At 60.5% G+C, this 13799-nt stretch carries 12 protein-coding genes, 3 tRNA genes and 1 pseudogene; 1 reads left to right on the top strand and 15 read right to left on the bottom strand.

Going from position 1 to position 13799, the window contains the following annotated elements:
• Positions 1 to 3 precede the first annotated feature (3 nt).
• The 12 genes from nuoH to BW978_RS13040 all read right to left on the bottom strand — a co-directional run bounded on the left by nuoH (position 4) and on the right by BW978_RS13040 (position 9996).
• The gene (nuoH, locus tag BW978_RS13095) at positions 4 to 1047 is read right to left on the bottom strand and encodes an NADH-quinone oxidoreductase subunit NuoH (RefSeq protein WP_054150624.1); all 1044 of its coding nucleotides are present in this window, start codon (positions 1045 to 1047) and stop codon (positions 4 to 6) included.
• A gap of 12 nt (positions 1048 to 1059) precedes the next feature.
• Positions 1060 to 3141: an NADH-quinone oxidoreductase subunit NuoG gene (nuoG, locus tag BW978_RS13090; protein WP_076395754.1), complete on the bottom strand. Its 2082-nt coding sequence runs from the start codon at positions 3139 to 3141 to the stop codon at positions 1060 to 1062.
• Positions 3142 to 3292: 151 nt separating this feature from the next.
• Complete coding sequence (locus BW978_RS23570; RefSeq protein ID WP_076395752.1) at positions 3293 to 4039, bottom strand: hypothetical protein; 747 nt, start codon at positions 4037 to 4039, stop codon at positions 3293 to 3295.
• Positions 4040 to 4051: 12 nt separating this feature from the next.
• Complete coding sequence (nuoF, locus tag BW978_RS13080) at positions 4052 to 5356, bottom strand: NADH-quinone oxidoreductase subunit NuoF (protein WP_076395750.1); 1305 nt, start codon at positions 5354 to 5356, stop codon at positions 4052 to 4054.
• Between the two features lie 11 nt (positions 5357 to 5367).
• Complete coding sequence (locus BW978_RS13075; RefSeq protein ID WP_076395748.1) at positions 5368 to 6489, bottom strand: NADH-quinone oxidoreductase subunit E; 1122 nt, start codon at positions 6487 to 6489, stop codon at positions 5368 to 5370.
• Positions 6490 to 6507: 18 nt separating this feature from the next.
• On the bottom strand, positions 6508 to 6750 hold the full coding sequence (locus BW978_RS13070) for a hypothetical protein (protein WP_076395746.1): 243 nt from the start codon (positions 6748 to 6750) through the stop codon (positions 6508 to 6510).
• Positions 6750 to 7940 (bottom strand): NADH-quinone oxidoreductase subunit D, encoded by a 1191-nt coding sequence (locus BW978_RS13065; protein ID WP_054150618.1) that lies wholly within the window; start codon positions 7938 to 7940, stop codon positions 6750 to 6752. Before BW978_RS13065 ends, BW978_RS13070 begins: the two co-directional genes overlap by 1 nt.
• Before the next feature lie 17 nt (positions 7941 to 7957).
• Positions 7958 to 8560, bottom strand: coding sequence for an NADH-quinone oxidoreductase subunit C (locus BW978_RS13060; protein WP_054150617.1), 603 nt, complete (start codon positions 8558 to 8560; stop codon positions 7958 to 7960).
• Between the two features lie 18 nt (positions 8561 to 8578).
• On the bottom strand, positions 8579 to 9160 hold the full coding sequence (locus BW978_RS13055; protein WP_054150616.1) for a NuoB/complex I 20 kDa subunit family protein: 582 nt from the start codon (positions 9158 to 9160) through the stop codon (positions 8579 to 8581).
• Complete coding sequence (locus BW978_RS13050; RefSeq protein ID WP_069043838.1) at positions 9151 to 9516, bottom strand: NADH-quinone oxidoreductase subunit A; 366 nt, start codon at positions 9514 to 9516, stop codon at positions 9151 to 9153. The genes BW978_RS13055 and BW978_RS13050 overlap by 10 nt, the downstream gene beginning before the upstream one ends.
• 262 nt (positions 9517 to 9778) lie before the next feature.
• Positions 9779 to 9855: transfer RNA gene (locus BW978_RS13045), tRNA-Asp, on the bottom strand.
• A 64-nt stretch (positions 9856 to 9919) separates the two neighbouring features.
• Positions 9920 to 9996, bottom strand: a tRNA-Asp gene (locus BW978_RS13040).
• Positions 9997 to 10332: 336 nt separating this feature from the next.
• Here BW978_RS13040 and BW978_RS13035 point away from each other — a divergent pair.
• A tRNA-Val gene (locus BW978_RS13035) sits at positions 10333 to 10408 on the top strand.
• Positions 10409 to 10469: 61 nt separating this feature from the next.
• Here the strand turns inward: BW978_RS13035 and BW978_RS13030 are convergent.
• From BW978_RS13030 to BW978_RS13020, 3 genes and pseudogenes are all read right to left on the bottom strand, one after another.
• Positions 10470 to 11273, bottom strand: a complete 804-nt coding sequence (locus BW978_RS13030) for a S1 family peptidase (RefSeq protein ID WP_139330513.1) — start codon at positions 11271 to 11273, stop codon at positions 10470 to 10472.
• Positions 11274 to 11526: 253 nt separating this feature from the next.
• Positions 11527 to 11769: pseudogene (locus BW978_RS23775) on the bottom strand (dihydrodipicolinate synthase family protein); the annotation flags it as partial.
• Between the two features lie 31 nt (positions 11770 to 11800).
• Complete coding sequence (locus tag BW978_RS13020; protein WP_076395742.1) at positions 11801 to 13702, bottom strand: CASTOR/POLLUX-related putative ion channel; 1902 nt, start codon at positions 13700 to 13702, stop codon at positions 11801 to 11803.
• Between the last annotated feature and the right edge of the window lie 97 nt (positions 13703 to 13799).

The raw sequence follows: 13799 nt of genomic DNA, 5'->3' as shown, positions 1-13799 counted from the left end.
TCATCACGCCCAACCCATCAGCTTGAGCACGAATGCCGTGATGATGACCATGGCGAGCGAGATCGGAAGGAAGACCTTCCAGCCAAGACGCATCAGCTGGTCATAGCGGTAGCGCGGAACGAATGCCTTCACCATGGCGAACATGAAGAAGACCATTGACGCCTTCAGCACGAACCAGACGATACCCGGGACCCAGTTCAGGAACCAGACGTCGACCGGCGGCAGCCAGCCCCCGAGGAAGAGGATCGTGGTCAGCGAGCACATCAGCACGATGGCCGCATATTCGCCGAGCATGAACATCATGTACGGGGTCGAGCCGTATTCGACCATGAAGCCGGCGACGAGTTCGGATTCGGCTTCCGGAAGGTCGAAGGGCGGACGGTTGGTTTCTGCCAATGCCGAGATGAAGAAGATCACGAACATCGGGAAGAGCGCCAGCCAGTGCCAGTCGAGGAAGGAGGCCGGAAGCCCCATCATCGTGCCGAGGCCGGTATTCTGAGCAAGCACGATGTCAGTCAGGTTCAGCGAACCGACGCAGAGCAGAACGGTGACGATGACGAAGCCCATCGAGACTTCATAGGAGACCATCTGCGCTGCCGAGCGGAGCGCGCCGAGGAACGGATACTTCGAGTTCGAAGCCCAGCCACCCATGATGATGCCGTAGACTTCGAGCGAGGAGACCGCAAAAACGAAGAGGATGCCGACATTGATGTTGGCGATCACCCATCCGGCGTTGACCGGAATGACGGCCCAGGTCGCGAGCGCCAAAGTCACAGCGACCAGCGGGGCGAGCAGGAAGACGCCCTTGTTGGCGCCGGCCGGAATGACCGGCTCCTTGAAGACAAACTTCAGAAGGTCGGCGAAGGACTGGAAGAGACCCCAGGGGCCGACGACGTTAGGGCCGCGACGCAGCTGAACGGCTGCCCAGATCTTGCGGTCTGCGAGCAGGATATAAGCGATGAAGACCAGAAGGCAGACGAGCAGAAGAAGCGACTGCCCGATCATGATGGCCGCCGGCCACACATAGGTGGAAACGAAATTATCCATGGTCCCCTGCCCTTATTCTGCCGCGGCCTTGAAATTGTTGCGGGCCAATGCCGAGCACTCTGCCATGACGGCCGAAGCGCGTGCGATCGGGTTCGTCAAATAGAAGTCTTTGACCGGCGACGCAAACAGAGACTTGCCCATCTTCCCGGGTTTTTTCGCCAGTGCAGCAATATCGGCCGAAGAGCCCGGCGCGATCTCGTCGATCTCGGCGAAATGCGGATAGGCTTCATAAAGCTTCACGCGCAGCTGCGACAGCGAATCAAAGGGCAGCTTCTTGCCGAGCACGTCGGAGAGTGCACGCAGGATCGCCCAGTCTTCGCGGGCCTCGCCCGGCGCGAAGCCGGCGCGGTTGCCCATCTGGACGCGGCCTTCGGTATTGACCCAGGTCCCCGACTTCTCGGTGTAGGTCGCGCCCGGCAGGATAACGTCGGCATAGTGCGCGCCGTTGTCGCCGTGGCTGCCGATATAGACGACGCACTTGGCGGTCTTGGCGGAGAAGTCCAGTTCATCGGCGCCGAGCAGGAAGACGACGTCGAGTGAGGACAGCATCTCGCCGGCGGCGACCGCACCTTCGCCCGGCACGAAGCCGAGGTCGAGAGCGCCGACGCGCGAGGCTGCGGTGTGCAGCACGCAGAAGCCGTTCCACTCATCGGTGATGGCGCCGACATCGGCTGCGAGCTTGGCGGCGTTCGCCAGAACGGCGTTGCCGTCGGCACCCGAAAGTGCGCCCTGGCCGATGATAACAAGCGGGTTCTTCGCTGCCTTCAGAGCTTCGGCGAAGTTGTTCTTGCCAGAAACGAGGTCAGACAGCGTCTCGGTGCCAGCACCGAGATATTCGTAAGGGTAACGCAACTCGCCGCCTTCGCCGATCACGCCAATCGGCAGACCACCGCGACGCCAGCGCTTGCGGATGCGGGCGTTCAAGACAGCTGCTTCGTAGCGCGGGTTGGCGCCGACGATCAGGATTGCGTCTGCGGCTTCAATGCCTTCGATGCCAGCGTTGAAGAGATAGGTCGAGCGGCCGAGCGACGGATCAAGTGCCGTCCCATCCTGGCGACAGTCGGTGTTCGACGAGCCGAGTGCGTTGACGAGCGACTTCAGCGCGAAGATTTCCTCGACGGAAGCGAGGTCACCGGCGACAGCACCGATCTTGTCAGCGGAGGTCGAGGCAACGGCCGACTTGATCGCGGCAAAGGCTTCGGCCCAGCTGGCGGGCTGCAGGCGGCCATCCTTCTTCACATAAGGGCGGTCGAGACGCTGGGTCTTCAGGCCATCCCAGATGAAGCGGGTCTTGTCGGAGATCCACTCTTCGTTGATCTGCTCGTTGACGCGCGGCATGATGCGCATGACTTCGCGACCACGCGTATCGACGCGGATGGCGGAGCCGAGCGCGTCCATGACGTCGACCGATTCGGTCTTGTTCAGTTCCCACGGACGGGCCGTGAAGGCGAAGGGCTTGGAGGTCAGGGCGCCGACCGGGCAGAGGTCGACGACATTGCCCTGGAGCTCCGACGTCATCGCCTGCTCGAGATAGGTGGTGATCTCGGCATCCTCGCCACGGCCGATCAGGCCGAGTTCGGCGATGCCGGCGACTTCGGTGGTGAAGCGGACGCAGCGCGTGCAGTGAATGCAGCGGTTCATCACGGTCTTGACCAGCGGTCCGATATACTTGTCGTCGACGGCGCGCTTGTTTTCGGTGTAGCGCGAGCTATCGATACCGAAGGCCATGGCCTGGTCCTGCAGGTCGCATTCGCCACCCTGGTCGCAGATCGGGCAATCCAGCGGATGGTTGATCAGCAGGAATTCCATCACGCCTTCGCGGGCCTTTTTGACCATCGGCGTGTTGGTGAAGACTTCCGGCAATTCGCCGTTCGGGCCGCCACGGATGTCGCGCACGCCCATGGCGCAGGAGGCTGCCGGCTTCGGCGGGCCACCCTTCACCTCGACGAGGCACATGCGGCAGTTGCCGGCAACCGACAGCCGTTCATGGAAACAAAAGCGCGGAACCTCGGCGCCAGCTTCCTCGCACGCCTGCAACAGCGTGAAATGATCCGGAACCTCGATCTCTTTTCCGTCGATCTTCAGCTTAGTCATATTCGCCTTCCTGCCTCACGCTTCCGCGCATCCTGCCGGGGCATTCCTGCCGCGACTGACAGTCTTCGTCCGCACCGGATGAAAACTGCCGGTTTTATCCCTCAAGTCCGGCGCATCGCCCCCGCGCGGCCGAACCTTAATCCTAACTGCCTCACCGAGCCTTGCCACCCGCCAACCGGCGCGCCTGGCCTGCCCAGTCGTCTCGCAGCACACGGCCATCGAGACCCAATTCCTTGTCCAGCGCGACAAGCGCCTTCTCATCCATCTCAGCGAGGTCCTTCAAGCGGGTTATCCCCCTGCCCTTCAGGACCTGCTCGACCTTCGGCCCGATGCCATCGATCTTCTTCAGATCGTCGGCCTTGCCGCTGGCCTTTCTCGGCTTCGCCACCGGCGCGGCGGGCTCGACCTTTGCAGCCGGCGGAGCCTTCGCTTGTCCCGCGGCCTTTGCCTTGGTTCCAACGGCCGGCCTTGCAGCCTGCTTGACCTTCGGTACAGGTGCCGGCTTTTCAGCCTTGGCTTTCACCGGGGCTGCGACCTTGGCCTTCGCCTTCGCCGCAACCGGCTTTTCCGCCGTCACCGTCGTCGGGGCCGGCGCAGGTTCAACCTTCTCGACCGAGGCCTCGACCTTCGTCTCAGCCTCAGCTGCCGGCTTCGCCTCCGCCGCCTTGCGCTCTTCTTCCAGCTGCCGCGCGATCTGGCCGGTCACTTCCATGGCACCCTGAATGGAGCCGAGGAAGAGCTTGCCCATCTGCGCCGCCATGCCGAAGCCGAAGGCGGTTGCGGCGGCCATGGCGGCCGCCGGGTTGGTCATCAGGTCCTCTAGGCCTTCGGAGGCGCGAGCGTCGGATGCCGGTTCGTCCGGCCCCTTTTTCCCGTCCTTGTCCGAAGAGCCTGTCATCCCCTTTGTCCCTTACTCTGCCGCTTCCATGACCACGCCATGGGCGATCGCGTTGCGGGTGTACTGGTCGATGCGCTTTTCCATCTCCGGACGGAAATGCTTGATCAGGCCCTGGATCGGCCAGGCGGCGGCGTCACCCAGCGCACAGATCGTGTGGCCTTCGACCTGCTTCGTCACCTGGAAGAGCATGTCGATTTCACGCTTCTGGGCATTGCCCTTCACCATGCGTTCCATGACGCGCATCATCCAGCCGGTGCCTTCGCGGCACGGCGTGCACTGGCCGCAGCTCTCGTGCTTGTAGAAGGCCGAGAGGCGCCAGATGGCCTTCACGATGTCGGTCGACTTGTCCATCACTATGACGGCGGCGGTGCCGAGGCCGGAGCCCAGCTCGCGCAGACCGTCATAGTCCATGATCGCGTCCTTCATCTGGGCGCCCGGTACGCAAGGTACCGAGGAGCCGCCCGGGATGACGGCGAGCAGGTTGTCCCAGCCGCCGCGGATGCCGCCACAGTGCTTCTCGATCAGCTCCTGGAAGGTGATCGACATGGCTTCTTCGACCGTGCACGGCTTGTTGACGTGACCAGAGATCGAGAACAGCTTGGTGCCGGCATTGTTCGGACGGCCGAAGCTCGAATACCAGGCCGCACCGCGACGCAGGATGGTCGGGGCAACGGCGATCGATTCGACGTTGTTGACCGTGGTCGGGCAGCCGTAGAGGCCCATGTTCGCCGGGAACGGCGGCTTGAGGCGCGGCTGGCCCTTCTTGCCCTCAAGGCTTTCCAGAAGTGCGGTTTCTTCGCCGCAGATATAGGCGCCGGCGCCGTGGTGGACGACGATGTCGATGTCGTAGCCGAGCTTGTTGTTCTTGCCGAGCAGGCCGTAGTCGTAGCACTCGTCGATCGCAGCCTGCAGCGCTTCGCGCTCGCGCATGAACTCGCCGCGAACATAGATGAAGGCATGATGCGCGTTCATGGCAAAGGAGGCGATGACGCAGCCTTCGATCAGGGTGTGCGGATCATGGCGCATGATCTCGCGGTCCTTGCAGGTGCCGGGCTCCGACTCGTCCGCATTGACGACGAGATAGTGCGGACGACCGTCGCTTTCCTTCGGCATGAAGGACCACTTGAGACCGGTCGGGAAGCCAGCGCCGCCACGACCGCGAAGACCTGAGGCCTTCATCTCGTTGATGATCCAGTCACGGCCCTTTTCAAGGATTTGCTTGGTGCCGTCCCAATGGCCGCGGGACATCGCGCCCTTCAGGGACTTGTCCTTGAGGCCGTAGATATTGGTAAAGATGCGATCCTGATCTCTCAACATACCCTAACCTCTCAGCGCGGCTTCTTGCCGAAGACCTTGATGTATTCCGCTTCGCCGCCCTTGGCGAGCGCCTTGGCCTGCTTGACCCAGTCGTCCCGCTCGATGCGGCCGGAGAACTTGAGATAGGTGTCGACCCACTCGCGTTCCGCCTTCTTCCACTTGGCAACCTGATCGAACGTGTAGACGCCAAGGCCGTTCAGTGTCGCTTCGATCTTCGGACCGACGCCCGAGATCATCTTGAGGTCGTCTGGCGTTTCCGGGCGCTCGATGCCAGCAGGACGGTTCTTCTCGTCCATGACAGCAGCGGGAGCCGGCGCGACTTCCTTTTCGACCGGGCGGGCCGTATCGGCAGAATCGCCCTTCTGCTTGACGTTCTCGGCAGCAGCCTTCTTCGCTGTTGCCGGTGTCTTCAGTGTCTTGTCCGTTTCCGGTGCATCGGTGACCGGCTTTGCAGCGTTTGCCGGCGGTACCGACGCTTCCTCGGTCTTGGCCGGGGTCGTGTCGTTAAAGCGGATCGGCTGGATGTCGCCGGTCAGGGTGGTCGGACCACCGACAGGCGCCGAGAAAATACGATCGACCTGCGGGCCAGGCTTGACGTCGGAACCCTTGCCGGCGGCGAAGCGATCGATGATGTGCTCGAGCTGGGTCACGGTCAGGTCTTCATAAGCATCCTTGAAGATCATCACCATCGGCGCATTGACGCAGGCGCCCTGACACTCGACTTCTTCCCAGGACAAGGTGCCGTCTTCGTTGCGCTCGAAGGGCTCCGGATGGATCTTCGACTTGCAGACGTGAATGAGGTCTTCCGCACCGCGCAGCATGCAGGGCGTCGTGCCGCAGACCTGGATATGGGCGCGGGTACCGACCGGCTTCAGCTGGAACTGGGTGTAGAAGGTCGCGACTTCCAGGACACGGATATAGGCCATGTCGAGCTTCTCAGCGACATACTCGATCGCAGCCTTGGTGACCCAGCCTTCCTGTTCCTGTGCGCGCATCAGAAGCGGGATGACAGCCGATTGCTGGCGCCCCGCCGGATATTTGCGAATGGTGGCCTCAGCCCAGGTCGCGTTTTCCGCATTGAATGCGAATTCTGCGGGCTGGAATTGCTCTTCGGCTAGTCGACGAACGGACATACTTCCTCACGCCTTGTCTCAGTTTATGGAACCACACCGCGTATTCGTCACATTGGCGAATTCGCAGGCATAGGCCGAATTGTCTTTCTGAAGGAATACGAAGAGCTTCGAGCCGGTCCAGCTGGAGCTCTTAATCTCGTATCCATCCTGGATCAGCTTGGCCATTGACACTGAATCCCTCGACGACACAGCACCGTTCTCCTGGGCCACCGCCTGGGCGGCGCCGAGACAGATCAGCACGGTTGCGAGGGTTCTCAGCATCAGCGGTCTACTTCCCCGAACACGATGTCGAGCGAGCCGAGGATCGCCGAGACGTCGGCCAACTGGTGGCCGCGGCACAAGAAATCCATGGCCTGCAGATGCGCATAACCCGGGGCGCGGATCTTGCAGCGATAGGGCTTGTTGGTGCCGTCGGAGACGAGGAAGACACCGAACTCGCCCTTGGGGGCTTCTACAGCGGCATATACCTCACCGGCCGGTACGTGATAGCCTTCGGTGTAGAGCTTGAAGTGGTGGATCAGGCCTTCCATCGAGCGCTTCATCTCGCCACGCTTCGGCGGAACGACCTTGCCGTCGAGCGAGGAGACCGGCCCGGTCTTGGCATCGCCCAACAGGCGATTGACGCACTGCTTCATGATCTTCACCGACTCGCGCATTTCGAACATGCGGATCAGGTAACGGTCGTAGCAGTCGCCGTTCTTGCCGACCATGATGTCGAAGTCGAGATCGGAGTAGCACTCGTAAGGCTGCGACTTGCGCAGGTCCCAGGCAGCGCCCGAACCGCGGACCATGACGCCCGAGAAGCCCCAGGCCCAGCAATCATCGAGGCTGACGACGCCGATATCGACGTTTCGCTGCTTGAAGATGCGGTTGCCGGTCAGAAGGTCGTCGATGTCATCGAGCTTTTCCGGGAACTGGTCGCACCACTTGCCGATATCCTCGACGAGCTGATGCGGCAGATCCTGGTGCACACCACCGGGGCGGACATAAGCTGCGTGCATGCGAGCGCCGGAGGCGCGCTCATAGAACACCATGAGCTTTTCGCGCTCTTCAAAGCCCCAGAGCGGCGGCGTCAGCGCGCCGACGTCCATGGCCTGTGTGGTGACGTTGAGGAGGTGCGAGAGGATACGACCGATTTCCGAATAGAGAACGCGGATCAACTGACCACGGATCGGGATCTGGATGTCGAGAAGCTTTTCGACGGCCAGAGAATAGGCATGTTCCTGGTTCATCGGCGCGACATAGTCGAGACGATCGAAATAGGGCAGCGCCTGCAGATAGGTCTTGGTCTCGATCAGCTTCTCGGTGCCACGATGCAGCAGGCCGATATGCGGGTCGACGCGCTCGACGATTTCACCGTCGAGCTCCAGCACCAGACGCAGAACGCCGTGCGCCGCCGGGTGCTGCGGGCCGAAGTTGATGTTGAAGTTGCGGACGTTGTGTTCGTTCATGGTCCCTGCCCTTCCGCTCACTTGGCCGCTTTTTCATCGCCGGGCAGCACGTAATCCGTGCCTTCCCAGGGCGAGAGGAAGTCGAAATTGCGGAATTCCTGCTTGAGCTCGACGGGCTCGTAGACGACGCGCTTGGCGCTATCGTCGTAGCGAACCTCGACGAAACCGGTCGTGGGGAAGTCCTTGCGCAGCGGATGCCCCTCGAAACCATAGTCTGTCAGGATACGGCGCAAGTCCGGGTGATCGGTGAACAGGATGCCGTACATGTCCCAGGCTTCGCGTTCAAACCAGTCGGCGCCGGCAAAGACCGGACAGGCCGACGGGACCGGCTTGAACTCGCCGGTTGCGACCTTGATGCGGATGCGCAGGTTCTGACGCGGCGATAGCAGGTGGTAAACCACGTCGAAGCGGTCTTCGCGCTTCGGGTAGTCGACGCCGCAGATGTCGATCAGGTTGACGAAGCCGCACTGGACGTCATCACGCAGGAAGGTCAGGAGCGCAATCAGGTTTTCCGACTTCGCCGTCAGCGTCAGTTCGCCGAAGCTGATGTCGCTCGACGAGATCAGCGCACCGCGGACCTCCGCGAGGTAGGAAGCGAGCTCGTTCAGGGCTTCACTCATGTTTTCAGTCCCTTCGCCTTACCGCTCGATCGTGCCCGTGCGCCGGATCTTCTTCTGCAGGAGCATCACACCGTAAAGCAGAGCTTCTGCCGTGGGGGGACAGCCCGGCACGTAGATATCGACCGGCACGACGCGATCGCAGCCGCGCACGACGGAATAGGAATAATGGTAATAGCCGCCGCCATTGGCGCAGGAGCCCATCGAAATCACGTAACGCGGTTCCGGCATCTGGTCATAGACCTTGCGGAGTGCGGGCGCCATCTTGTTGGTCAGCGTGCCGGCGACGATCATCACGTCGGACTGACGCGGTGACGCGCGCGGGGCAAAGCCGAAGCGCTCGGCGTCGTAACGCGGCATGGACAGCTGCATCATTTCGACGGCGCAGCAGGCGAGACCGAAGGTCATCCACATCAGCGAGCCGGTACGGGCCCAGTTGATCAGCTCGTCGGTCGAGGTGACCAGGAAGCCCTTGTCGGCGAGCTCGTTGTTGATCTCGCCGAAGAAGCGGTCATCGGCGCCGATCGGCTTACCGGTGTTGGGATCGATGATACCCTTCGCCTGCGGCGCGATCATCGTCGTATCGGACTGGATCACTCCCATTCGAGCGCCCCCTTCTTCCATTCATAGATAAAGCCGACGGTGAGAACACCGAGGAAAACCATCATCGACCAGAACCCGAACCAGCCGATCTCACCGAAAGATACTGCCCATGGGAACAGGAAGGCGACCTCGAGGTCGAAGATGATGAAGAGGATCGACACCAGGTAGAATCGGATGTCGAACTTCATGCGGGCATCATCGAACGCGTTGAAGCCGCACTCATAGGCCGACAGCTTCTCCGAATCGGGCGCCTTGTAGGCAACGGCAAACGGCGCCACCAGGAGCGCAATACCGATGATCAAGGATATGCCGATAAAGATGGCGATCGGAAGGTAAGAACTGAGCAGATCAGTCATCATATCACCCTGCTTGTCTCGCATGCCTGATGGCATTTAGGGCGGAGGCGACAAGCCGTAAAGAGAGTTGCAACGCGCCGTGGTTAGCGCAGGCAGCCACCCAGCGCAAGTCCAACCAAAGCCTTTTCACCCGATACCGGACCGCACCTTACCAGCGGGTAAAATGCATGTCTCGCGCAATCGCGCGTGCAGTGCAAAAAGACGCAACACACCAAGCCTGCAAGCAGGCTCGACACATCACATAACGATCTGAGAAAAGAAGTGGCGCGAGTGACGGGGCTCGAACCCGCGACCTCCGGCGTGACAGGCCGGCACTCTAACCGACTGAGCTACACCCGCGCATTTCATGGGGTTGGCCCCATGTCTTCGCTGCCTTAAGCAGCATGCCCTGAAGGCTTTGGAATGGCGCGAGTGACGGGGCTCGAACCCGCGACCTCCGGCGTGACAGGCCGGCACTCTAACCAACTGAGCTACACCCGCGCATTTCCAAATCGGGGTTCAAGGCGATCCCCGTCGAGCGGCTTGCCGTTCGATGAGCGGCTCTCTACGGCGTTCATCTGGAGGTGTCAAGCAGCATCTGAGACAAAACCGTGACGGCCCGATTTTTTCCCCCGCCCCTCCCCCGGGGTCATCGGAAGCTCGCTGCTCGCGACAACGCGCCGCAGGCGCAAAACAAGGATTCTGCTCAGTTTTCCACAAGGCCCGATCGGCCGCATGACAAAAAAACAAAAAATCTGCACAAATACTCTTGCGGATTTTCCGCGATCCGCATAGATCACGGCCACCGACGCGGCGGACATGATCCGCAAGGCGCACGGGCGATTAGCTCAGTTGGTAGAGCGCTTCGTTTACACCGAAGATGTCGGGAGTTCGAGTCTCTCATCGCCCACCATTTCCCTTGGCGTTCCTTCCATGGCTGTGAATTTTGGGCGTGCAACCGTGACTTGATCAAGTCATTCCGCGTGAACGGGGTCGATGCCCGGTTGCCCATGATCGATTATCTCTTGAATGACTTTCGCCTTCCAAACTCTCCCCAGCTGCCCACCTAAGTTGTCGCTGCCGACTCTTCCCGAATAGATACCCAAAAAGTTCTCCATCTGTCCGATCTGAGTATCCCGTGTGACTTTGCCCCCAGGCATCAGAATTCCGTTGTGCCTGATGAGGACGGGGGATCCGGACATTCCTCGTTTAGAGGCTGTGTCTACTAGGATGAGTGGCTTTCCCTCATGATCGAGCTCAGGCTCGGTTGCGATCGAACCACGTTTCCATATTGGAGTTTGCGCAACACCTTCTATGAGCTCTGGATAGCCTAAAATGAAGCAATCCATACCCACTGCGGCTTCGAGCTTCGGCTCAAAATCGTGCTCGTTTATGGGCACATTCGCCAGATTCGAGAAAGCAAATTCCACTTCGATTGCGACACAGTCAACTTTTCGACGTTGCGAATGTTCGATCCAGATGGGGCCGGATGAGTCGTAAAGATCCATGTCGAGTGGAACGTTTCGAATGAGCCGCGAAGCACCGTTCTTTTCAACCTCAACTTTAGCAGAAAGCTGCAGACAGTTGGGGATGAATGATCCGTTCAAAAGACCGGTATCAGCATTTAGGCCCGTTACGTTATGCCAGTTCGTAAGAAGGAATAACTTGCCTTTGTGTCGCCACAGGAAGCCAGTGCCGTGAGCTTTGGCAACAATCGAGCCATCGTCAGATCGGCGCATCATCTGCAGAGGCAGGGTCGACATTGAAGCGTAGTGCACAATAGCTCCCTTCTCTGATTTTCTCCTAAGTCGGAGAATGGCATGGCGACAGCCACAAGCATCGTCGTTGGCCTGAAAAGCAACATTGCATTTTACGAGATCTATAACTTAAAGCTGCAGGATCACCATGGGTGATCTAATATGACGGAGCAAGGGGCCGCCTCCACGCTGGCGGTAATGTTAGCATTCTCCGACAGTAAACCCGCCGGATTTCTCCGACGGGCCTAAATAACGGGTTTCTCTTGCCGCCAACCGGCCGGGTCGCCGCTGCCTTCTCGACCATATCAGTCACTTCGACGCGACGCGCTCCGTCGAGCGGCATGGGCTGCATGCGGACGCGATCGGAGCCGCGGCCCACAATCCGCTCTGTGAGCTTGATCGACTGGACGAGGTCGTGTTCGGCGTCGAGATGCAGAAGCGGCATGAACCAGGGGTAGATGCGGCGGGCTTCCATCCAGTCACCACGGTCGGCGGCGGCGACCAGGGCCACCGATTCTGCCGTGGAGGCGCTGGTGAAAAGGCCGCACTCAGTCCTGCGCCAAGACGATCACCATGTCCTTCTCTGTATAAGCGCGCAGCTCCGAGCGGTTCGGGTTCACGACGACACCGCCGAGATTTCGCTCATCCGCATCCCCTGCCCGCTGGCGGCGGTGGCCGATGGCGATTTCGCCGCGACGGAGGGCTGAGAGTGCCACGGTGAAGAAATTCACCGGCTGCGAGATATCCACATAGTCGCTCATGGGGCGCATGTAGATCTCGGAGCCTTCGACATCCAGCAACTCATCGAAGATCGCCGCCATGAACTCGTTCTCGGAGGCCTGGGCCAGCATCAAGCTGACCAGCTTGTTGCTGACGACGAAATCATCGGCGCGGGTGACTTCGGCAAGTTCGCGGTTGCGGACATCCGTCATCTCGCTCACCACATTGATGTGCACGCCCGCAGTCTCAGCGATTTTGCGCAAGTGTAGCAGAGTGATCAACGTGCGCGTATCGGCGGACTGCATGGACATGTGGTCGCTATAGCCGAGGACAAGAACATGGTCGTAGGAGGGGATGTCGAGCGCCTTGAGCGCTGCCCTGCTGCTCGTGTCGATGACGACATGCGAAACGCTCATATTGTCATTGGGCAGGACCAAGCCGGCGATGTCGGCTTCGAATTCCGGCGTGTTCGCCGCAACGGTCAAAACGGAGCCGGGCGCGACGTAACGGCCGAGCTCGGTGGCGATGACGGGCCCACGGCGATTCCAGCCGAGAATCAGCGTGCGTTCGGCAGTTGCCGTCTGTGGCTTCGCCTGAAGGATCGCACTTTGGGTAATCCGCGGCGCGCCAGCCAAGGTTTGTATCGAGGCGTCGTCCTCGGCAATGATCACCAAGCGCTCGCCTGCCGCGATGAGACGGTTCGGCGATGGGTTGAGATGGATTTTGCCCTCGGCGTCGCAGATACCGATGAGGGTGCTGGTCTCGTAGGACATCACCGCCGCTCCGAAAGGCTTGCCTTCGAGCGCAGGCTGGGGAAGCGTGTATATCTCGCAGCCGTCGAAATCGAGCAGTTCCGTATAAACCGCCGAGAGACCAGATTGGCGACTGGTATGCACGACGATGCGCGAGATGAGATCATCCGCCAGGACCAGCTGGAGCTCGCCGCCGCCGACGATTCGCACCACTTCGGTGTTCTGCGCATCGCGGATTTCGGCGGCGATCATGTAGGGCTCGGGACGGCGGTCAGGGTCGTTCACCAGAGCGAGGACCGACTTGATGACCTGGGAATCCGGATCCTCGCCCTCGGGCGAGAGCACGATAATCGAGCGGGAGGAGTGAGGGTTGACGATCGACAGATCGAAGAGGTCGGTCGGATCGCCGCTGCGGCAGATGATCCGGGTGTTTTTGAGATCGCCCACCTTGTCGGCAATCTCCCCTTCCATCTCGACCTTGTCTCTATTCGCCATAATGACGATCCGCGGACGGTGTCGGCTCTGATTAGCGATGACCAGCTCGGAAATCACGTCAAAGATTGAGGAAGACCAGTTCAGGATGATGGTGTGGTCACTTTCGAGTACGCGGGAGCGGCCCTTGCGCAGCTCGTCGAGCTTGTTTTCCAGGCCCGAGCTGATGACACCGATCAAGGCGGAAAAGACGAAGATGCCGGCTATGGTGACAACGAGGGACACGATGCGGAACGACCAGCCCACGTCGCCGCCCATTGTGCCGGCGTCCATGGTGCGCATCAGCGATCCCCAGACGCCCTCAATGAAGCCAACCCGTTCGCCGCCTTCGGGCGCGATTCCGGTGGTGGCAAGGAACAGAGCAGCAATGACAATCACGATGAGCGAGATGAGGCTCAGCCACCCGATCAGGGCGATCGCGCCGCCCGCCATGCTCTTGTCGAACTCGTAGCGCAGCCGCGCGCGCCAGGTGGTTTTGGTCTTCATCGGGATGCTTTCGAATGGTCGCAGGAAGGAAAACAGTGCCTCGCAATGGCAAGGCTTCCGTTAACATTCAATCCGCTTGCAAGCGGGCAAACCGGCT

This window comes from Rhizobium sp. RU33A (genome assembly GCF_900156055.1).
Lineage (GTDB): Bacteria > Pseudomonadota > Alphaproteobacteria > Rhizobiales > Rhizobiaceae > Allorhizobium.
The sequence above is the reverse complement of the archived record's forward strand: the minus strand, read 5'-3'. Positions and strand labels throughout refer to the sequence as shown.